This window comes from Pelagerythrobacter sp. Soil_C_18 (genome assembly GCF_057657235.1).
Map to the genome: position 1 here is coordinate 64,816 of NZ_JBDGIU010000007.1, position 18,983 is coordinate 83,798.

Genomic DNA, 18,983 nt, shown 5'->3' on the forward strand with positions numbered 1-18,983 from the left:
CGCACCCGGGGCAAGGCGTCGCGCATGACCACACCTCCCCGCATTCTCGCCATCGCCGGGTCCGACAGTTCGGGCGGCGCCGGCATCCAGGCCGACATCAAGACGATCACCATGCTCGGCGGCTATGCCATGACCGCGATCACCGCGATCACCGCGCAGAACACGACCGGTGTGCAGGGCGTCGAATTGCTCCCCGTCACCTTCGTCGAGAAGCAGATCGAAAGCTGCCTGTCCGACATCGGCGCCGACGCGATCAAGATCGGCATGCTCGGCTCGCCCGAGATCGCCCATGCCGTCGCCGAGCGGCTCGCCGGGTTCGACGGGCACGTGGTGTTCGACCCGGTGATGGTCTCGACCAGCGGCGCAGTGCTCGCAAGCGAGGAGACCATCGCCGCCTTCGCCGCGCTCATGAAGTGCGCGACCTTGGCAACCCCGAACCTGCCCGAACTCGCTGCGCTAACCGGCATGCCGTGCGACACGCCGGACGAGATCGCGGCTGCGGCGCACAGCCTTGCGGCGGAACACGGCTGCGCAGTACTCGTCAAGGGCGGCCATGCAGTCGGCGAGCGGGTGGTCGACCGCCTCGTCTACACCAGCGGAGATTTCGCCTCGTTCGACGATGCGCGCATCGATACGCGCCACACCCACGGCACCGGCTGTACGCTTGCCTCGGCGATCGCGACGCTTCTCGGCCACGGCCAGCCGCTCGACCATGCCATTCGCCTCGCGCGGCGGTTCGTCATCGAGGCGCTGCACAAGGCGCCTGGCTTCGGCGCGGGCAGCGGCCCGCTCGGCCACCAGGCAGTGCGCGGAGGCGGCTGAGGTCAGCGTCCGCTCTAAGCGGGTTCGACACCCGGAGGACTGTAGTCGTCGAGCTGGTAGAAGCCGGCGATCTTCTCCCACGCTTCCTCGGCCGTCTCGCACCAGCGGAACAGCTCGAGATCCTTGTGGTTGATCGTGCCTTCGTCCGCCAGCGCTTCGAAATCGACCACGCGGTTCCAGAAATCCTTGCCGAACAGCAGGATCGGCATCGGCTTCATCTTGCCGGTCTGGATCAGCGTGAGCAGTTCGAAGAACTCGTCGAACGTGCCGAACCCGCCGGGGAAGACCGCCACGGCCTTCGCTCGCAGCAGGAAGTGCATCTTGCGTAGCGCGAAGTAGTGGAACTGGAACGAGAGATAGGGCGTGACGTAGGAGTTGGGGGCCTGCTCGTGCGGCAGCACGATGTTGAGCCCGATCGATTCCGCGCCCGCGTCGCTTGCGCCCTTGTTCGCCGCTTCCATGATCGACGGACCCCCACCCGAGCAGATCACGAACTGCCGCTTGCCGTCCTCGATGATCGACTTTTCGGAGGCCAGCTTGGCCAGCTTGTAGGCCTCACCGTAATACTTCGCCTTCTTGGCGAGGTTCTCGACCACGCGCCGCTCCGCCTCGGGCAGCTTCGCCGCACCCTCCATCGCCTCGGCGACCGACTCGGGCGGGGGGATACGGGCGGAGCCGTACATGACCAGGGTCGACCCGACTCCGGCCTCGTCGAGCAGCATCTCGGGCTTCAGCAACTCGAGCTGGAAGCGCACTGGCCGGAGCTCGTCACGCAGCAGGAAGTCCGTGTCGCGGAACGCCAGGCGATAGGCCGGATGGCGCGTCTGCGGCGTGTCGGGCGAGGCCCGGTCGGAGAAAGCGGCTTCCTGGTCGGCGGGGTAGAACTTGCGATCGGCGAGATCGCGTTCGCTGTTCTTCGTTTCTTCGTCTGCCATTGCCAGCGCCCTAGGCCCGCCGCCCCCGGCGGGCAAGCACGATGCGCCGATACGGAGCGCGATCAGCCGACCGCTGTCGTGAGATAGCGCATCAGCCGGCGCGCGGCGCTCCAGAGGGCGTTGCGGCCGCTCAGGCCGACCATGTCGCGCACGAAGTCGTCGAACACGTCGCGATCGTTGCGCGCGGCGGCGGTCGCGAGATCGACGAGCAGCATCTCGTCGTAGCTGAAAAGCGGCTGGCACGGCGGATTGAGCGCGATGGGATCGGGCCAGGAGCGGCCCGCCTCATCGAGGAAGACGTGAAAGCTCTGCACCGCGCACGGGGTCCCGAGCCAGCGGGCAAGGTCCGCATGCGAGTACGTCTCCACCCGGCGCGCGACGTGGGTGTAGCGCATCGCTCCGACCAGCCGGGCGTGAATCGGCGACACCTTGCGCAAGTCGGGCGTGCTGGTCAGTGCGGCGAGATCAAATGCCATGAAGCGCCTCCGCGGTATGAACGCGCGGGGAGAACGGGCAGGCTGGGAACGGCCCCTGCGACGCCTCGTCCGGGCCGTCGTCCGGCTCCGTCATGCCGAGCGCCTGGCGCACGGAGATCACCGCCCAGATAATCGCGCCGGGGAGCCCATGGGGAACCGCCGTGGTGCCGGCAACGGCCGAGAGCGACGGAGCCACACGAAGCACGCCGAGCAGCGCGCTTTCATCGGGCGACAGCCGCCGGCTGCAGCAGGATTCGCGGACGAGCCGCCGCCCCAGATGCCCCTCGATGAGCTCGAACAGGCTTGCACAGGCGATCGCGGTCTCATCCGGCAAGCCGAGCGGCGCGACGATTTCCTGCAGACGCTCCATCGGCGCATGCCCGGCTTCGACCTGTGCCGACCAGGCGCGGAAGAGCCTGATGATGACACCTTGCGCGAACGTGTCCCTGCCTATCGCCACATTACTCTCCTTAGCATTGTTGAGAATTATTCGCATTAGCGAACTGAATGCAAGAGTGTCTGTGCAGAAAATTCCCAGAAGCGACGGACCACAGGTTTTTTGCGAGAGGAGCTCTATAGGTTTGGCCCTCCTACAAAACCGTAATTATCAAGGCCTTGCTGAGACACGCGCGAGGTTCGCCCCTGCCAGCAATGATCATGCTTGACGCACGCCTACACTGATTCTAGTGCGAATCATTATCAATAATAGAAGAACAGGGGCTCCGATGAGAGAAGGTTCGAGGAACGGGCTGCGGATCGCGGCGCGATCCGGCAGGTGGTTGTGTGCATCGGCGGGGATTGCGCTGACGGTGCTCGGCGCGGGCGCTGCGCTGGCGACCGAAGATACGGCGAACGACTCCACAAGCGCCGAGCGCGATCCGCACATCGTGGTCACGGCGACCCGCACCCCCGTCTCGATCGACGACGTGCCGGCGACCGTGACCGTCATCACCGACGAGGAGATAGCGGCTACGATCGCGACCGACATCAAGGACCTGGTCCGCTACGAGCCCGGCGTCTCGGTCCGCCGCGCCCCGGCCCGCTTTGGTGCAGCGCTGGGCACCACGGGCCGCGCCCGCAACGAGGACTTCGTGATCCGCGGGATCGGCGGCAACCGCGTGCTGATCCAGGTAGACGGCATACGCGGTCCGCAAGGCTTCACCTTCGGCGCGCAGGAAGCCGGCCGCGGCGGCTATACCGACGTCTCGCTGGTCAAGTCGGTCGAAATCCTGCGCGGCCCGGCCTCGGCGCTCTACGGCAGCGACGGCTTGGCCGGCGCAGTCAGTTTCACCACCAGCGATCCCGCGGATCTGATCGATGCGGGCAAGTCGGTTGGCGGCTTCGTGCGCGCCTCATACTCGAGCGCCGACGAGGAGTTCGCCGAAACCGCCGCGCTGGCAGGCCGCAGCGGCGACTGGTCGGCGCTGGTTGCCTACACTCGCCGCGACTTCGAGGAACTCGACAACAAGGGCACCGTCGGCGGCATCGGCGAGGAGCGGACGCTCCCTAACCCGCAGGACGGCCACTCGAACGCGCTGCTCGGCAAGCTCGTGTGGGAAAGCGGCGCGCACCGCGTGCGGCTGACGGGCGAGTACCTTGAGAGCGAGCTGTTCAGCGATATTCTCTCGGGCGAAGGGCCGGCATACCTCTTCGGACCGACGCCGGTGTGGAACGTCGACGATCTGAACGCGCACGACAAGACCGACCGCACCCGCCTCTCGCTCGACTGGACCTTCACGGGCGAAGGCACAGGCGCGATCGACTACGCCCACGTCGCGGTCTACTTCCAGGACGGTGAGGACGTGCAGTTCACCCGCGAGGTGCGCACGCCGGTGCCCGACCGCGAGCGCCTCAACACATTCGAGAACCGCGTCTACGGCGCCGCTGCCGAAGCGCGCAGCACGTTCCCGACCGGGCCGCTCACGCACACGCTCGCCTTCGGCGGCGACGTCAGCTTCACCCGCCAGGAAGGTCTGCGCGACGGCACCGAACCGCCGGCGGGCGAGACGTTCCCGACCCGCGCCTTTCCCGTCACCGACTTCACGCTTGGCGGCGTGTTCCTCGCCGACGAGATCGCGCTGTTCGACGGTGCGCTGACGATCTTCCCGGCGCTCCGCTTCGATTTCTACGAGCTCGACCCGACCGACGATCCGCTGCTGCCCGGCTTCCAGGGCGCTGGACAGAAGGACAGCCGCCTGTCGCCCAAGCTCGGCGTGACCGCTCGGCTGGCGGAGGGCGTGCTGCTGTTCGGCAACTATGCGCAGGGTTTCCGCGCCCCGACGCCCAGCCAGGTGAACAACTTCTTCGGCAATCTCGCGCACGGCTACATCTCCGCGCCCAATCCCGATCTCGGCCCGGAGCGTAGCGAAAGCTGGGAAGCCGGCGTTCGTTTCACCGGCGACGCGGTCTCGCTCTCCCTGGCCGCCTTCCATGCCGACTACGACGACTTCATCAGTCAGCAGGTCGTGAGCGGATCGTTCACGCCCGCCGATCCCGCGATCTACCAGTTCGTCAATTACGACCGCGTCGAGATCGAAGGGCTCGAGGCCAAGGCCACTTACACCATGGACAGCGGCGTCTACGGCCGGTTCGCCATCGCCTATGCCGATGGCGACATCCTCTCACCGGGTGAGGCGCGGCGTCCGCTCAATACGGTCGACCCGCTCAATTTCGTCGCAGGGCTGGGCTACCGCGAGCCGGCAGGCCGCTTCGGTGCGGAGCTGATCGCGACCCACCATGCGCGCAAGTCGCGCGACGATGCGGCAGGTGTCTGTTCGGCGGAGTGCTACCGGCCGGGCGCCTTCACCATTCTCGACGCCACCGCCTTCGTCGCGCTGACCGACGCCATCAAGCTGCGCGCCGGTGTCTTCAACCTGACCGACGAGACATACGCCTACTGGTCGGACGTGCGCGGACTGGCGGCCGATGCGCGCGCCATAGACGCCTACACGCGGCCCGGCCGCAACGCGAGCATCTCGCTCAGCTTCCGATTCTAACAGGGGAAACGAACATGACCAAGACTAGGACTTTCATCGGCTCCGCGCTGCTCGGCATTGCACTCGTGACCTCGCCGGCGCTCGCCGACGGCCCGATCGCCGACCGCGGCGAGGCGGTGGAGACGGCGATGTTCGAGCAGGACCGCGCGACAATCCTCGCGATGGCGGGCGACTACAAGGTACGCTTCGACATGCAGGAGTCGACGCCGTGGACGGAGAGCTATCAGCCGCTCGATCGCAAGATCTCCGGCGGGCATGAATCGGTCCGCGTTATCGAGGATACCGGCACGAAGATCGTGCTCCAGCACCTGCTCGTTGCCGAGCACGAGGGCGAGACCTTCGTCATCAAGCACTGGCGGCAGGACTGGGAATACGAGCCGGCCAAGATCCTCGCCTACGCCGGCCCCGGCCGCTGGGAGTGGACCGACGTGCCCGAGCGCATGCGCAACGGCCGCTGGTCTCAGACCGTCTACCAGGTCGACGACAGCCCGCGCTACGCCGGCTGGGGCGAATGGGAGACGACCCACGGCATTCGCCGCTGGCGCTCCAACTGGACCTGGCGCCCGCTCGCCCGTCGCGATGCGGTGCGTGATCCGATTTACGACCGCTACGCGGCGATCAACCGGCACCAGCTCACCCCGACCGGCTGGATCCACTGGCAGGACAACACCAAGATGATGCCCGCCGAAGGCGGTGCCGACGAGCTGCAACCGGTGGTGCAGGAATACGTGCTCAACACTTATACCAAGTTCGACGGCTATGAAGTTTCGGCCGCCGACGCGTACTGGACCGCAACCAAAGATTACTGGGCCGCGGTGCGCACCAAGTGGGACGAAGTCGCGGGAACGAAGGGCGGGATTGCCATCGAAGAAGAGGCAAACACCGGGACGGTCATCAGCGGGCGCTTGCTCGAGCTCGCAGACGAGATCCAGGACGGCACCGTTACCGCAAGCGATGCGATCGCCGAGGCAAGCGGCCTGATCGAGACGCATACCGGCACGCTCTGACCGCGCGGAAGACACGCGCGCGAGCGCGAACTGAAGGGGCGGCGTCCTGCGCCGCCCTTCTTGTGTGCGGAATCGAGAGGCGCACAACCAATCCTGCCCATAAAAATCCAACATCGTACTTGCAAGTGCGAGTGACTCGCATTAGCCGTCCCGCCAAGTTCAGGTTCAAGGGGTGTTCATGCGACTTTTCCGGCTTTCCGTTCTCTGTGCGACCGCTCTGGTGCCAGTGCCTGCCCTCGCGGCCGACGATGCCGCGGCGGAGGCGGCCTACGCGGCCGACGAGCAGCGCCAGATCGTCGTCACTGGCGCGCGCCAGGAAAGCAGCACCGCGACCAAGACCGACACGCCGATCATCGAGACGCCCCAGCCGATCACGATCATCGACGACGAGCTCTATCTCGCCCAGGGCGCCATCTCGGTCAGCGACACGCTCAACTACGTCTCGGGCGTCACTGCCAATCCTTACGGGCCCGACAGCCGCACCGATGGCGCGTTCGTCCGCGGGATCAACGCGCTCCAGTTCCGCGACGACATGCGTGACGTGTTCAGCTATTACGCGACAATCCGTGCCGATCCGTACAACTTCGACCAGGTCGAACTGGTGCGCGGCCCCGCCTCGGTTCTGTTCGGCCAGGGCGCGCTGGGCGGGATCATGAATCTCGTTTCCAAGCGGCCCGAGTTTACGGCCGGGGGCGAGGTCTCGGTCCGCTACGGCTCCTACGACCGTAAGGAAGCGCTCGCCGACCTCACCGGACCGCTGACCGACAACCTCGCAGCACGCATCGTCGCCCGCGTGCGCGATTCGGGCACGCAGACCGACTTCGTGCCCGACGACCGGGTGCTCGTCTCACCCTCGCTGACTTTCCAGCCTTCACCCGACACCGATTTCACGCTGATCGGCCTCTATCAGGAGGACGACGGCGGTTCGACGGCGCAGTTCCTCCCGCTCGTCGGCACGATTTTGCCCAATCCGAACGGACAGCTTCCAAACGACTTGTTTATCGGCAAGCCCGGCTGGGACCGCTACGATGGCCGCCTGCTGCAGGGCACTGCACTGTTCGAGCATCGCTTCGGCGACACCGCGCGGCTCAATCTCAAGGCCCGCTACATCGACAGCGATGTGACCTACCTGACGCACTATCCAGACAGCTACTGCAACCCCGCAAACCCCTTCGTCCTGTTGGACCCCGCCACCGGGCGCCCTCCTGTGGACGCAGACGGCGACACGATCATCGATCCGGCCACCGGCTGCCCCTTCGCCGACCCGGACCAGCGCACGATCGGCCTCTACGCCGACGGCACGCGCGCGCGGATGGAAATCTTTTCCACCGACAACAACGTCCAGTTCAACTTCAACACCGGCGCGAACGTGGAGCACGTCGTGCTTGCCGGTGTCGATTTCAGCTTCAACCGGGTCCGCAAGGTCGGTGGTTTCGGGATGGAATACATCGACATCTACAACATCGATTACGAGGCGCTGTCGGACTTCGGCGGCGACCTGCCGCAGCCGTCCGGCCCGTCGGAGGACGTGAAGCAGGACCAGATCGGCGTCTATCTGCAGGACCAGATCCGCTTCTTCGACCGGGTCTCCCTGGTGCTCGGCGCGCGGCGCGACTGGACCAGCTCGCGCAGCTTCAACAATGCACGGCAGGAAGATGCCGCGACCACTTTCCGCGCCGGTCTGATCGCCGAGATCGTACCGGGCCTCTCGCCCTTCGTCAGCTATACCGAAAGCTTCGAGCCCATCGCTGGCACCGCCAGCAACGGCAACCCCTTCGTGCCCAAGCAAGGCCATCAGTACGAGGCCGGGATCAAGTTTCATCCGACCGATGCGATCCTGGTGACCATGACCGGCTATCACATCAAGGAGACCAACCGTCCCGTCTCCGACGACAGCACGCCCGATCCGTTCGACCAAATCCAGATCGGTTCGATGACCTCCAAGGGCATCGAGTTCGAGGGCAACGCCACCCTGCCCGGCGATCTGAACCTGATCGCCAACGCCAGCTACAACGAGGCCGAGATCGACGGCACCGACCAGCAGCTCGACAACGTACCGAAGTTCAACGCCTCGCTCTGGGCGACGAAGCAGTTCGCTCTGTCGGATGAAGCCTCGCTCCTGCTCGGCGGCGGCGTGCGGCACGTCGGCAAGAACCGCTCCTACGGGCCGGCTTTCCCCGATGGGATCGTCACGCCCGCGTTCACGCTCGCCGATGCCTTTGCGGAGGTGAGCTGGAACCGCTGGAGTTTCGCGATCAACGCGACGAACCTGTTCGACAAGCGCTACTACTCCGCCTGCCTCGCGCGCGGCGACTGCTTCATGGGTAGCGAGCGCAACGTGTTCGGCACCGTGAGCTACCGCTTCTGATGGGCGCCGGGGGGAGCATCGTCGCCGGATCGGCGCTGGCGATCGTGGCGGTCGCGGTCCTGCGTTTCTCATGGGCACAGAAGGGGCGCTCCGCGGCACTCAACGCAGCCGGATGGGGCTTCTGCCTCGCCGCGCTCATCCTTGGATGGGCGGCCGCCGGGGCCTGGGGAGCCACCGTGATCTCGCTCTGGGCTATGGGCGCGGCCTGCGCGATCCTGGCCTGGGAGGGCTTCCGCGCGCCGGCGAGCCGCGCCAAGGCGTCCAATCGCCGCGCAGGCATGATGCCCGAAGGTCCCGCCCCGCTGAGGATCGGTGCGCGGCTGACGACCTGCGCTCTCGTCGCCGTGGCCGCCTTGCTGAGCTCGATCGCCTTCGCCGTGGGTGTCCGCTGGCTCGCTGCAGCGATGGGCGCGGGTGAGGCGAATGCGAACGTCCTCGCCCTTTTCGCGACGCCCGTGGTGTGGACCGTGCTCGCCTTCACGCTACTCATGACCGCAAGCCGGAAGCGCCAGATCGTCTACCTCGCCGTCACCGCCTGCGCGGCCCTGCCCGCGCTCCTCCTGGGAGCCGTATGATGAGCCCAACCATCGAACCGGGCACCGTGAAGCGTGCGCTGTCCGCCCATGCCGCCATCGGCCTGATCGCCGGAGCCCTGCTCTATATCCTTTCGCTGACCGGCACGATCGCGGTGTTCTATGTCGAGCTCCAGCGGTTCGAACAGCCCGGCGCGCCCGAGATGACCTCGATCGCGCCCGATGCCGTCCAGCGCGGCGTCGAGCGCGTGCTCGCGGCCGAGGACGCCGCCGGGCTGCCGACGACCACCCACCTCTACGTTCATATCCCGGTAGAGGAACTGCCGCGCGCCACCGTCACCACCGATACCCAGGCATTCCATCTCGACGCGCGAGGCAATCTCGCCATGCCCGAGGAGATCGCGTGGAAGGATTTCCTCGTCCAGCTCCACTATACGCTCAATTTGCCGAGCCTCGTCGGGCTGACGATCGTCGGGGTATTGGGCGTGATGATGCTGGCGCTGGCGCTCTCGGGCGTTATCGCCCATCCGCGGATCTTCCGCGACGCCTTCCGCCTGCGCGCCCGCGACAAGGGCGGGGTGGGCCTCGTCGACTGGCACAACCGCCTGAGCGTCTGGACCCTGCCCTTCACCGTCGCGATCGCGCTGACCGGCGCCCTGATCGGGCTCGCGGTCGTGACGGCTTACGGCGTCGCCGGGACTGCCTACGACGGCGATGTCGAGGCGGTCTACGGCCCGATCTTCGGCGAAGAAGGCGCGCACGACGCCGGCCCCGCCCCGGCGCCCGATCTCGCCGCGGCCCTGCGCCACATGGCCGTCGAGTATCCCGACGTGCGGCTGACTTACGCCGTGCTCCACGATCCGCTCACCGCTAGCCAGCACGTGCAGATGGTCGGCGAACACGAGCGGCGGCTGATCTTCGGCGAATACTACACGTTCGACAGAGAAGGCCGCTTCGAAGGCACCGCGGGTCTTGCCGACGGCGCGCTGGGCCAGCAGGCCGCGGCCTCGACCTACAAGCTGCACTTCGGCAATTTCGGCGGGTTCTGGGTGAAGGTCGCCTATGTGATCTTCGGCGCGGCGCTGACCGCGATCTGCGCCACCGGCACTTATATCTGGCTCGGCAAGCGCCGCCGCCGCGGGATCGAGGAACCGCGGCTGCGCGCCGCCTGGACCGGGGTGATCGTCGGCAGCCCGGCCGCGCTCGCGGCGACGGTCGTGGCGCGCTTCACGATCGGCAACGAAGCGCCATTCGTGGCGATCTTCTGGGTCGGCCTCGCGCTCTACATCGCCGCCTCGATCCTCGCAGCCTCGCGCAAACAGGCCCGTGCGCAGCCCCTGCCAGCGTAGATCGCGCGGTTCTGCTCAGGCCCATGCAGCCGCGAGTAAGATGATGATACCGACTTCGGTGAAGTTACCCACGCCGTGCGCCACGATGGGTGCGAGCAAGCTCTTGGAGCGCTCCATAAGCCAGACGTAGGTCAGTCCCCACACGAACGCATAGCTCTGCTGGGCAAGTGCCTGGTGGAAGGGACTCACGACGAACGATTTCCAGTGTGCCAGGGCGAAGAGCAGCGCGACGATGTAGGCGGCCACCGGGAGATCGACGGCCCCGATCCGGAGCCGCCCCGGCACCAGCACGACCAGCAGGCCGACGAGGAGCCCGCGAAAGATGGTCTCCTCGGCCAGGCCGGTCGTAAGCATTCCCAGAAGAAAGCCGGCCGAATCGAGTGGTGTCGTAGAGTATTGCGTGGTGGGCGGGGTCTGGCTCAGCAGCGCCGGCCAGTAGTCGGCAATCAGCATTATCAGGCCCATGGCCACGCCGATCAGGAGCGCTGGGCCGACATATGTGCGCCCCGGAGGCCAGCGCAGGTGCGCATCCATCTCGGGCACCAGGCGTTTTACGACCGCGATGCCGGCCAAGCCGAGTAGCGCTTGAAACGCAATCGCCAGGAGCAGGAAGATCGAAACGTGGCCGCTCCATGCTGCCGGACCGCCCTTGTAGATCCATTTGGCGATTTCCTGTCCGCCGGTGAGGATCCCTTGCATCAGGATGGCGGTCAACAGAATGGGCCAAAGCCGGAACCGGAAACCGTAGAGCTGGACGAACGGGATGGTGGGAGCGGTGATCTGGATCATACGCCCCCTTTCACGACCGCCGCTGCGATTGTCTTGAACGAATGTGATCTAGATCGCCGGCATATTGCCCGTCGGGCCTCGCTTCGATGGGGGACGATGCGTCCACTTTCGCCAAGCGGTCGGCGTCGAGCCAGTGAAGTTCCGGATCGCCCGCGCCATATGCGCCTGATCCGCAAATCCGGTGTCGGCCGCGATAGCCGCGAGGCTGGCGTGTCCCGCGAGGATCATCTGCCAAGCATTTCTCGCCCGGGCCTCGCTCCGGTAGCGCGCCGGCGATACGCCATAAACGGTACGGAACGCGCGGGAGACGTGCTCTCGCGTTCGGCCCATGGCTTCGGCCCATCCGCCGATCGCGGGAGGCTCTACGCCCGCAAGAGCCTGGGCCAGCAGATCGGGCAGGTCGCCCTCTTCGCTGCGAAGCGCCCGAAACTCGTTCAGGACATATTCGACGGCGCTCCGCCGATCGGTTTGCGAGAGGCGGACCAGTTCATCGGGATCCGCAATTCGCCCCTTCGCCGGCCCGAGCGACGCCTGGAACGGCAGCGGCAAGTCCAAGACGATCGCCGCCTCGCCGGAAATGCGGTCGAGGTGCGCCGAGAACGGCCGATGGAGCAGCACATCGCCGGGCTCGACTTTGAACCGTCCGGCGTCGCCGGCCTCCTCGTACCGCCCGGACAGGATCACCGTCGCATACGGCCGCGTATGGCGATGGCGTTCGATGACGGAAGGTTGCAGTCGGCTGCGCTGGTAAAGAAGCATGGACGGGCTGAAACCGGGCTCGTGGGGCGAGACCGGACCATGGACGCACTCGATAGTCGCGTCCAGCCGCCACGGGGCGGCGTAGCTCAGCGAAAAGATGGATGCCCCGTGAGGATTCGAACCTCAATTGACGGAGTCAGAGTCCGTAGTCTTACCATTAGACGACGGGGCAATGCGCGAGTGTGGTCGCGAGGGGGCGCATCTAGTTTTGCGCGGAGCCCAGGTCAAGCCCGCTCTGGCCTGCGCGCTTGCCCCCGCCTGCTCCGCACGCTAGCATCGGTGCCAGGTCCCCGCGCAAGCACGTGCGGGTGGAATTGAAAGTATTGAAGTATGGCGGATTTTTCTCCGCCGGACAGTGACAGGAGACAAGGCGCACGAGGGGGCAAGACGTCCGGCAAGGTAGCCGATTTCCGCTACAAGCGCCCCGCGCCTACCGACAAAACCAAGCCCGGGACCCGCCCGGCCCGCCGCTCGGACGCCCATTCGAATGTCCATCCGAATGGGAGGGGAGGCGAGCCGCGCACCGCAGCGCCGCACCGGGGGCAGGCCTACGCGGCGCTCGATCTCGGCACCAACAACTGCCGCCTGCTGATCGCGCGGCCCGCAGGTGAGAACTTCACCGTTATCGACGCCTTCAGCCGCGTGGTACGCCTCGGCGAAGGGCTCGCCATGTCGGGGCGGCTCAGCGATGCGGCGATGGAGCGCGCGCTCGGCGCGCTGCGGGTCTGCGCCGAGAAGCTGCGCCGGCGCCACGTCTATCTCGCCCGTTCAGTGGCGACCGAGGCCTGCCGCCGTGCGGTCAACGGCGCCGAGTTCATCGAGCGCGTCCGGCAGGAGACCGGCATCGTGCTCGACGTCATCTCGGCGCAGGAGGAAGCGCGGCTCGCCGTGCTCGGCTGCCACATCCTGCTCGAGCGCGGAGAAGGGCCGGCGGTGATCTTCGACATCGGCGGGGGTTCGACCGAGCTCGTTCTGATCGAACCCGAAGGTCCGGTGCCGCGTATCCTCGACTGGCAGAGCGTGCCCTGGGGCGTGGTCTCGCTGACGGACATGGTCGCGAGGGGCGAGAGGACGCCGGAAGGGCGCCTCGCCCGCTATGCGGAAATGCGGCGCGTCGTCGCGGAAAGCTTCGCCCCTTTCGCCGAGCGGATCGCCGGCGCTGCGCAGACCGAGCGCGAGATCCGGCTCCTTGGCACCAGCGGCACGGTGACGACGCTCGCTAGCGTCCATCTCGAATTGCCGCAGTACGACAGGCGCGCGGTGGACGGCCTGATCGTCCCCTCGGGAGACATGCGCGCCATCAGCGCGCGCCTCGCGTCGATGAGCGCGGAGGAGCGCGGCCGGTTGCCGTGCATCGGCAACGACCGGGCGGAGCTGGTCGTGGCCGGCTGCGCGATTCTCGAGGCGATCCTCGACATCTGGCCGGCCGAGCGGCTCGGAGTCGCCGACCGCGGGATACGCGAGGGCATATTGCGCAGCCTGATGGCGGCCGGCGTTGCGCCCGCCTCCGACCACGCACCGCAAGCGTCGGCGAGGGTCTGATGGCACGCTCCGGCCGCAATCCCGACAAGCGCGTACGCAGCGCGCGCGGGCGCACCGCCTCGTCGACCCGCTGGCTCGAACGCCAGCTCAACGACCCCTACGTCCAGCAGGCGAAGGCCGAGGGCTACCGCAGCCGCGCAGCCTACAAGCTGATCGAGCTCGACGAGAAGTTCGGCCTGCTCAAAGGCGTGCGCCGTGTGGTCGATCTAGGCATCGCGCCAGGGGGATGGAGCCAAGTCGTGCGCAAACAGGTGCCCAAGGCGGCGATCGTCGGCATCGACCTGCTCGAAGTCGAACCGATCGAAGGCGTCGCGATCCTGCAGATGGACTTCATGGCCGACGAGGCGCCGGCCGCGCTCGAAGCCGCGCTCGACGGTCCGCCCGATCTCATCATGTCGGACATGGCGGCGAACACCGTGGGCCACAAGCAGACCGACCACTTGCGCACCATGGGCCTGGTCGAGGCTGCGGCCTGGTTCGCGGTCGAGAACCTGGCCGAAGGCGGCGCATTCCTGGCCAAAGTGCTGGCCGGCGGCACCGACGCCGAACTGCTCACGCTGCTCAAGAAACACTTCCGCACCGTCAAGCACGCCAAGCCGCCGGCGAGCCGCAAGGGCTCGTCCGAATGGTATGTCGTGGCTCAGGGCTTCAAGGGCCGCGACTAGGGGACGGCCGGAACGGCAAGCGAGACTGCTGGAGCGGTCCCGACCCCGCGGCCGGGATACCAATAATCGCCTTAGGCGCCTTCGCCGACCGGGTTGGTCTGATCGGCGCCGGGCGCAATCTCTTCGGCCTCGGGCGTTTCCGTTTCGCCGGTGGCGGCCGCTTCGGCTTCTTCCACCGGAGCGGGTTCGGGGAGTGCCGGGCCACCGCCGTTTTCGTACATGAAGCGGATGATGTTCGCACGGTCCTCGGGGCTCGAGAGGCCGGCGAAGCTCATCTTCGTGCCGGGCGCGAACGAGCGCGGGCTTTCGAGCCACGCGAACATGTTATCGTAAGTCCAGTTGCCGCCATGGCTTGAGAGCGCATCGCTGTAGGCGAAGCCCGGAGCATGCGCGCCGATCGTGGTGCCCATGATCGCGTAGAGATTCGGACCCTGGCCGGTAGCGCCGCCCTGGTTGAACGTGTGGCAGGTGCCGCAACGCGCCGTGGCGGCCGCTTCGCCTACCGCCGGGTCGGCATTCGCGAGCAGCAGGCCGATGTCGAGCGCTTCCTCGCCGCCGCCTTCTTCAATCGCGCCTTCGATCGGATAGCCGCCTTCTTCCGGAGCATGCGTCGCGAAAAAGCGCGAACTCACACTCGACAGGCCAAGGCCGACGATCCCCGCGAACAGAAGCCATCCGGCGGCGGTGTTGAAACGGTCGTTCATGCGCAAAGAGATCCGAGGAATACGATTGTGGCTGTTTCGCGCGCCGCTCTAATCGGCACCCCAGCCAAGCGCAAGCCATAGTTCTTGCCCGCCGCGCGGGGCGCGCTTAGGGCCCAGCCTCGATGCAAAGCTTCCCCGCCCCCGCGCTCGCCATGGTCGAGCGAATGCGCGCCGCAGCCGCGCAGAATCCGATGCGCGCGATCGCCTTTCAGGGCGCGCCCGGCGCCAACTCCCACCGCGCCGCGGGCGAAGCCGCGCCCGATTACCTGCCTCTGCCGTGCTTCGGATTCGAGGACGCGCTCGATGCGGTGAAGGACGGGCGCGCCGGCTGCGCAATCATCCCGATCGAGAACAGCCAGCACGGCCGGGTCGCCGACATCCACTTCCTCCTGCCCCAGAGCGGCCTGTCGATCGTCGGTGAGCACTTCATGCCGATCACCCACGCGCTGATGGCGATTCCCAACCCTGACGGCAGCTTCGGCCCGTTCGAGGCGGCCTACAGCCACCCGCAGGCGCTCGGCCAGTCGCGGATGTTCCTGCGCGAACGCGGGATCGTACCGCTGAGCCATGCCGACACCGCCGGTTCGGCCGCCTTCGTGGCGGAGAAGGGCGATCCCCGGCTCGCCGCGATCGCGCCGAAGCTCGCTGCGGAGCTCTACGGATTGCAGGTGGTGGAGGACCGGGTCGAGGACGCTGCCGACAACACCACGCGCTTCGTCGTCCTCGCGCGCGAGCCGCTCGATCCATCCGCGCTCGATGGCGACACGCCCATGACGACTTTCGTGTTCGAAGTGAAGAACGTCCCCGCCGCGCTCTACAAGGCGCTCGGTTGCTTCGCGACCAACGGCGTCAACATGACCAAGCTCGAAAGCTACCAGCAGGGCGCAAGTTTCGCCGCGACGATGTTCTACGCCGACATCGTGGGTGCGCCGGGCGATCCACGGGTCGACGGCGCACTCGAGGAACTGGCGTTCCACTGCAAGGACCTGCGCCTGCTCGGGAGCTACCGCCAGGCGCGCTCGCGGCCCTGACGCGGCGCCGGCACGGGGCCGATCGCGCTTGCGCAGCGCCGGGCGACCTGCCACCACTCGTCCCCGTGGCACGGGGCGCTGGGGACATCGCAGAGGGCGGAACGGAACCAGCCGGGACCGGCTGGGACGCCGTTCGCGCCGATGACACCATCCAGTTCACACCGGTCGACCTGCCCGAACGGCAGGAGCCACCCGGCTGGCTGGCAGCCCTGTTCGAAGCGCTGGGCGACCTGTTCGCACCGATCGGGCGCGCGCTCGGCATGTCGTGGCCGGTGTTCAAATGGGTCCTGCTCGCCATCGGCGTGCTGCTGGCCGGCTACCTGCTCTGGCGGCTGCTCGCCCCTGCCCTGGCCCGGCGCGAACGACCGGCCGAGGAGGAGCAGGCCTGGGCGCCCGACCGCGCCGAAGCGCTAGCGCTGCTCGAGGACGCGGACCGGCTCGCCGCCGAGGGCCGCTACGACGAGGCGACGCACTTGCTGCTCCAGCGCAGCGTTGGCCAGATCGCCGCTGCCCGGCCCGACTGGGTCGAGCCGTCCAGCACAGCGCGCGAGCTAGCCGCGCTGGCGGCCTTGCCCGAAGCGGCACGCACTGCCTTCGCCGCCATCGCTGAGCGGGTCGAGCGCAGCCTCTTCGCCTTGCGTAGGTTGGGGGCGGAGGACTGGCAGGCTGCGCGCGCCGCTTACGCCGAGTTCGCGCTCCAGCGCCTTCCGGGCCGCACGGCATGACCGGCCAAGACGCGCCTGCATTCAACGCCAGGGTGGTGCTCGGCCTCCTGCTGTTCGGCGCCATCGCGTTCGCCGCGACGCTCTATTTCATCGGTGCCGGGGAGACCTCGCGCGGGCCCAACGATGGCGGCAGTCACGCAGCGGCGAAGGGCCTGACCGGGTACGCCGCCCTTGCCGAGATCCTCGAGGCCGAGGGGCACGAGGTCTCGCTCTCGCGCAGTCCCGGGGCCCTCGACGACGAAGTCCTGCTGATCCTGACCCCGCCTGCCTTCGCCGACGGAGAGGAGATCGCCGAGCTGATCGGCAATCGCCGCTACGTCGGCCCGACGCTCCTGGTCCTGCCCAAGTGGTACGCGATGGAGATACCAGAGGTCGTCCCGGTCGAGAAGGAGGACGGCTGGGTCATCCTCGGCGGTGCCGGCATGCCGTCGTGGGTCGAGGCATTCGAAAGGCAATATGCGACCAAGCTGGCGCTCGGTCCGCTCGATCCGGCGGAAGGGCCGCACTGGCAATCGGCCACCCGGCGCGGCGTGCTACCCGATCCCAAACAGGTGCAGACGATCGCCGATGCCACGATGATCCCGCTGGTAACCGCCAGCAACGGAAACATTCTCGTCGGCTACTACGACGACGGCGGATACTATCCGGTGCTCGACGAGGCGGCGGACCTGCCGCCGGCTGACGAGGAGGATCTCGACACCAGCCGCTGGAACTTCACGATCGTCGCCGAACCCGATCTGTTCGACAACTACGGCATGGCCGATCGCGAGCGCGCTGCGCTGGCGCACGAGATCGTCGATCTGGCGATGGAGGGCGAAGACCTGCCGATCGTGTTCGACTTGACCCTGAACGGCCTCGGGCGGACCCAGAACCTGCTCACGCTCGCCTTCGCGCCGCCCTTCCTCGCCGCCACGCTGTGCCTCGCGCTGGCGATGATCGTGGTCGCCTGGCGTGCCTTCCGCCGGTTCGGCCCGCCGCTTGCGGAAGCGCGCGCGATCGCCTTCGGCAAGCGGCGGCTGGTGGCGAACGGCGCAGCGTTCATTCTGCGCACGCGGCGCCTGCATCTGCTGACCGGACCTTATATCGAGACGATGCGGCAGCGCCTCGCCGCTGCCCTGCGCCTGCGGGGGTCCGACGACGAGACGCTCAACCGCGCGATCGCCACGCACCTGCCCGATGCGCCGGGCTTCGCCGAGAGCGCCGCAGCGCTGCGCGAGGCGGCCCGCCCGAACGAGATCCTGCGCGCCGCGAGCGCGCTCAAATCCCTCGAAAGGAAGCTGATCCGATGACGATGACGCTCGACGATGTCCGCGCGATGGCGCAGGCGATCCGCGGCGAAGTGGGCAAGGCGATCGTCGGCCAGGATGCGACGATCGATCACCTGCTCGTCGCGCTGGTGAGCGAAGGGCACGTGCTGCTCGAAGGGCCGCCCGGCACGGCCAAGACGTTCCTCGCGCAGTGCTTCGCCTGTGCCTTGGGGCTCGACTACGGCCGTATCCAGTTCACCCCCGATCTGCTGCCGGGCGACATCCTCGGCTCCAACCTGTTCAACTTCCAGACCAGCCAGTTCACGCTTACTCGCGGACCGATCTTCTGCGAGCTGCTGCTGGCCGACGAGATCAACCGCACCCCGCCCAAGACGCAGGCCGCGCTGCTCGAAGCCATGCAGGAACGCCGCGTGACCCTCGATGGGGAGACGCATGCGCTGCCCGACCGCTTCATGGTCGTCGCGACGCAGAACCCGATCGAGAATCAGGGCGTCTATCCGCTGCCCGAAGCGCAGCTCGACCGCTTCCTGTTCAAGCTGCTGGTTCCCTATCCGAGCGAGGAAGAGGAAGCGGCGATCGTCGCCCGTTTCGGTGAGCGGCAGGGACCGCCGCGCCCGGCCGAGTTCGGCGTCGCCGCCGTCACCGATGCCGCGCGGCTGGGTGAAGCGAGCGCGGCGCTCAAGGGGGTGGCCGTCGCGAAGGAGATCGTCGACTACGTCGTGCGGCTGGTGCGCGCCACGCGCGAGAGCACGGACTTGTCGAGCGGCGCCAGCCCGCGAGCGGCCGTTCTCCTTGCGAATGCCGCCCGCGCCCGCGCTGCGCTGGAGGGGCGCGATTATGTGATCCCCGACGATGTGAAGGCTCTCGCCACCGCCGTCCTCCGTCACCGCCTGGTCCTGAGCCCCGCCGCCGAGATCGAAGGCCGCGAGGTCGAGGCGCTGGTTGCCGACCTCGTCGAGAGCACCGAGGCCCCGCGGTGACAGGCGAAGCCCAGATCCTTCCCATTTTCACGAA

General features: G+C 67.3%; 18 protein-coding genes and 1 tRNA gene. 12 read left to right on the top strand and 7 right to left on the bottom strand.

Features of this window, described 5'->3' with window-relative positions:
• Window positions 1–24 precede the first annotated feature (24 nt).
• On the top strand, window positions 25–822 hold the full coding sequence (gene thiD / locus AC3A5N_RS14205) for a bifunctional hydroxymethylpyrimidine kinase/phosphomethylpyrimidine kinase (protein WP_487737977.1): 798 nt from the start codon (window positions 25–27) through the stop codon (window positions 820–822).
• A 14-nt stretch (window positions 823–836) separates the two neighbouring features.
• On the opposite strand, the gene AC3A5N_RS14210 is transcribed toward thiD, so the two are convergent.
• The 3 genes from AC3A5N_RS14210 to AC3A5N_RS14220 all read right to left on the bottom strand — a co-directional run bounded on the left by AC3A5N_RS14210 (window position 837) and on the right by AC3A5N_RS14220 (window position 2,693).
• The gene (locus tag AC3A5N_RS14210) at window positions 837–1,757 is read right to left on the bottom strand and encodes an LOG family protein (protein ID WP_487737978.1); all 921 of its coding nucleotides are present in this window, start codon (window positions 1,755–1,757) and stop codon (window positions 837–839) included.
• Window positions 1,758–1,819: 62 nt separating this feature from the next.
• On the bottom strand, window positions 1,820–2,233 hold the full coding sequence (locus tag AC3A5N_RS14215; protein ID WP_487737979.1) for a hypothetical protein: 414 nt from the start codon (window positions 2,231–2,233) through the stop codon (window positions 1,820–1,822).
• Window positions 2,223–2,693 carry a hypothetical protein gene (locus tag AC3A5N_RS14220; protein WP_487737980.1) on the bottom strand — a complete coding sequence of 157 codons (471 nt, stop codon included), beginning with the start codon at window positions 2,691–2,693 and terminating at the stop codon, window positions 2,223–2,225. The genes AC3A5N_RS14215 and AC3A5N_RS14220 overlap by 11 nt, the downstream gene beginning before the upstream one ends.
• 265 nt (window positions 2,694–2,958) lie before the next feature.
• Between AC3A5N_RS14220 and AC3A5N_RS14225 the strand changes: the two genes are divergently transcribed.
• The 5 genes from AC3A5N_RS14225 to AC3A5N_RS14245 all read left to right on the top strand — a co-directional run bounded on the left by AC3A5N_RS14225 (window position 2,959) and on the right by AC3A5N_RS14245 (window position 10,486).
• Window positions 2,959–5,229 carry a TonB-dependent hemoglobin/transferrin/lactoferrin family receptor gene (locus tag AC3A5N_RS14225; protein WP_487737981.1) on the top strand — a complete coding sequence of 757 codons (2,271 nt, stop codon included), beginning with the start codon at window positions 2,959–2,961 and terminating at the stop codon, window positions 5,227–5,229.
• Window positions 5,230–5,243: 14 nt separating this feature from the next.
• Window positions 5,244–6,236 carry a DUF6607 family protein gene (locus tag AC3A5N_RS14230; protein WP_487737982.1) on the top strand — a complete coding sequence of 331 codons (993 nt, stop codon included), beginning with the start codon at window positions 5,244–5,246 and terminating at the stop codon, window positions 6,234–6,236.
• Window positions 6,237–6,414: 178 nt separating this feature from the next.
• Entirely contained in the window at window positions 6,415–8,604 is a 2,190-nt protein-coding gene (locus AC3A5N_RS14235; RefSeq protein WP_487737983.1) for a TonB-dependent siderophore receptor, read from the top strand.
• A complete protein-coding gene (locus AC3A5N_RS14240) occupies window positions 8,604–9,179 on the top strand; it encodes a hypothetical protein (RefSeq protein ID WP_487737984.1) in 576 nt (191 codons plus the stop codon). Before AC3A5N_RS14235 ends, AC3A5N_RS14240 begins: the two co-directional genes overlap by 1 nt.
• Window positions 9,179–10,486, top strand: coding sequence for a PepSY-associated TM helix domain-containing protein (locus AC3A5N_RS14245; RefSeq protein ID WP_487737985.1), 1,308 nt, complete (start codon window positions 9,179–9,181; stop codon window positions 10,484–10,486). The genes AC3A5N_RS14240 and AC3A5N_RS14245 overlap by 1 nt, the downstream gene beginning before the upstream one ends.
• A 15-nt stretch (window positions 10,487–10,501) precedes the next feature.
• On the opposite strand, the gene AC3A5N_RS14250 is transcribed toward AC3A5N_RS14245, so the two are convergent.
• From AC3A5N_RS14250 to AC3A5N_RS14260, 3 genes are all read right to left on the bottom strand, one after another.
• Window positions 10,502–11,275 carry a CPBP family intramembrane glutamic endopeptidase gene (locus tag AC3A5N_RS14250; protein WP_487737986.1) on the bottom strand — a complete coding sequence of 258 codons (774 nt, stop codon included), beginning with the start codon at window positions 11,273–11,275 and terminating at the stop codon, window positions 10,502–10,504.
• 48 nt (window positions 11,276–11,323) lie between these two features.
• Window positions 11,324–12,034: an AraC family transcriptional regulator gene (locus AC3A5N_RS14255; RefSeq protein WP_487737987.1), complete on the bottom strand. Its 711-nt coding sequence runs from the start codon at window positions 12,032–12,034 to the stop codon at window positions 11,324–11,326.
• A gap of 98 nt (window positions 12,035–12,132) precedes the next feature.
• Window positions 12,133–12,206: transfer RNA gene (locus AC3A5N_RS14260), tRNA-Gln, on the bottom strand.
• A 158-nt stretch (window positions 12,207–12,364) separates the two neighbouring features.
• On the opposite strand from AC3A5N_RS14260, the gene AC3A5N_RS14265 reads away from it, so the two are divergent.
• Together AC3A5N_RS14265 and AC3A5N_RS14270 are read left to right on the top strand one after the other, a co-directional pair.
• The gene (locus tag AC3A5N_RS14265; RefSeq protein WP_487737988.1) at window positions 12,365–13,576 is read left to right on the top strand and encodes a Ppx/GppA phosphatase family protein; all 1,212 of its coding nucleotides are present in this window, start codon (window positions 12,365–12,367) and stop codon (window positions 13,574–13,576) included.
• Complete coding sequence (locus AC3A5N_RS14270; RefSeq protein ID WP_487737989.1) at window positions 13,576–14,241, top strand: RlmE family RNA methyltransferase; 666 nt, start codon at window positions 13,576–13,578, stop codon at window positions 14,239–14,241. The genes AC3A5N_RS14265 and AC3A5N_RS14270 overlap by 1 nt, the downstream gene beginning before the upstream one ends.
• A 71-nt stretch (window positions 14,242–14,312) precedes the next feature.
• On the opposite strand, the gene AC3A5N_RS14275 is transcribed toward AC3A5N_RS14270, so the two are convergent.
• On the bottom strand, window positions 14,313–14,945 hold the full coding sequence (locus AC3A5N_RS14275) for a c-type cytochrome (protein WP_487737990.1): 633 nt from the start codon (window positions 14,943–14,945) through the stop codon (window positions 14,313–14,315).
• A 122-nt stretch (window positions 14,946–15,067) separates the two neighbouring features.
• Here AC3A5N_RS14275 and AC3A5N_RS14280 point away from each other — a divergent pair, with 122 nt between their 5' ends.
• From AC3A5N_RS14280 to AC3A5N_RS14295, 4 genes are all read left to right on the top strand, one after another.
• Complete coding sequence (locus AC3A5N_RS14280; RefSeq protein ID WP_487737991.1) at window positions 15,068–15,976, top strand: prephenate dehydratase; 909 nt, start codon at window positions 15,068–15,070, stop codon at window positions 15,974–15,976.
• Between the two features lie 65 nt (window positions 15,977–16,041).
• Window positions 16,042–16,701 (top strand): hypothetical protein, encoded by a 660-nt coding sequence (locus tag AC3A5N_RS14285; protein WP_487737992.1) that lies wholly within the window; start codon window positions 16,042–16,044, stop codon window positions 16,699–16,701.
• Complete coding sequence (locus AC3A5N_RS14290; protein WP_487737993.1) at window positions 16,698–17,990, top strand: DUF4350 domain-containing protein; 1,293 nt, start codon at window positions 16,698–16,700, stop codon at window positions 17,988–17,990. The genes AC3A5N_RS14285 and AC3A5N_RS14290 overlap by 4 nt, the downstream gene beginning before the upstream one ends.
• Before the next feature lie 2 nt (window positions 17,991–17,992).
• The gene (locus AC3A5N_RS14295; RefSeq protein ID WP_487738141.1) at window positions 17,993–18,949 is read left to right on the top strand and encodes an AAA family ATPase; all 957 of its coding nucleotides are present in this window, start codon (window positions 17,993–17,995) and stop codon (window positions 18,947–18,949) included.
• The last annotated feature ends 34 nt before the right edge of the window (window positions 18,950–18,983 follow it).

Bases quoted from the DNA above. Each gene is read 5' to 3' on its own strand.
- AC3A5N_RS14215 (WP_487737979.1), bottom strand. From the start codon at position 2,233: ATGGCATTTGATCTCGCCGCACTGACCAGCACGCCCGACTTGCGCAAG.
- AC3A5N_RS14295 (WP_487738141.1), top strand. From the start codon at position 17,993: ATGACGCTCGACGATGTCCGCGCGATGGCGCAGGCGATCCGCGGCGAA.
- AC3A5N_RS14225 (WP_487737981.1), top strand. From the start codon at position 2,959: ATGAGAGAAGGTTCGAGGAACGGGCTGCGGATCGCGGCGCGATCCGGC.
- AC3A5N_RS14245 (WP_487737985.1), top strand. From the start codon at position 9,179: ATGAGCCCAACCATCGAACCGGGCACCGTGAAGCGTGCGCTGTCCGCC.
- AC3A5N_RS14235 (WP_487737983.1), top strand. From the start codon at position 6,415: ATGCGACTTTTCCGGCTTTCCGTTCTCTGTGCGACCGCTCTGGTGCCA.
- AC3A5N_RS14210 (WP_487737978.1), bottom strand. From the start codon at position 1,757: ATGGCAGACGAAGAAACGAAGAACAGCGAACGCGATCTCGCCGATCGC.
- AC3A5N_RS14280 (WP_487737991.1), top strand. From the start codon at position 15,068: ATGCAAAGCTTCCCCGCCCCCGCGCTCGCCATGGTCGAGCGAATGCGC.
- thiD (WP_487737977.1), top strand. From the start codon at position 25: ATGACCACACCTCCCCGCATTCTCGCCATCGCCGGGTCCGACAGTTCG.
- AC3A5N_RS14240 (WP_487737984.1), top strand. From the start codon at position 8,604: ATGGGCGCCGGGGGGAGCATCGTCGCCGGATCGGCGCTGGCGATCGTG.
- AC3A5N_RS14250 (WP_487737986.1), bottom strand. From the start codon at position 11,275: ATGATCCAGATCACCGCTCCCACCATCCCGTTCGTCCAGCTCTACGGT.
- AC3A5N_RS14255 (WP_487737987.1), bottom strand. From the start codon at position 12,034: ATGCTTCTTTACCAGCGCAGCCGACTGCAACCTTCCGTCATCGAACGC.
- AC3A5N_RS14270 (WP_487737989.1), top strand. From the start codon at position 13,576: ATGGCACGCTCCGGCCGCAATCCCGACAAGCGCGTACGCAGCGCGCGC.
- AC3A5N_RS14275 (WP_487737990.1), bottom strand. From the start codon at position 14,945: ATGAACGACCGTTTCAACACCGCCGCCGGATGGCTTCTGTTCGCGGGG.
- AC3A5N_RS14230 (WP_487737982.1), top strand. From the start codon at position 5,244: ATGACCAAGACTAGGACTTTCATCGGCTCCGCGCTGCTCGGCATTGCA.
- AC3A5N_RS14290 (WP_487737993.1), top strand. From the start codon at position 16,698: ATGACCGGCCAAGACGCGCCTGCATTCAACGCCAGGGTGGTGCTCGGC.
- AC3A5N_RS14265 (WP_487737988.1), top strand. From the start codon at position 12,365: ATGGCGGATTTTTCTCCGCCGGACAGTGACAGGAGACAAGGCGCACGA.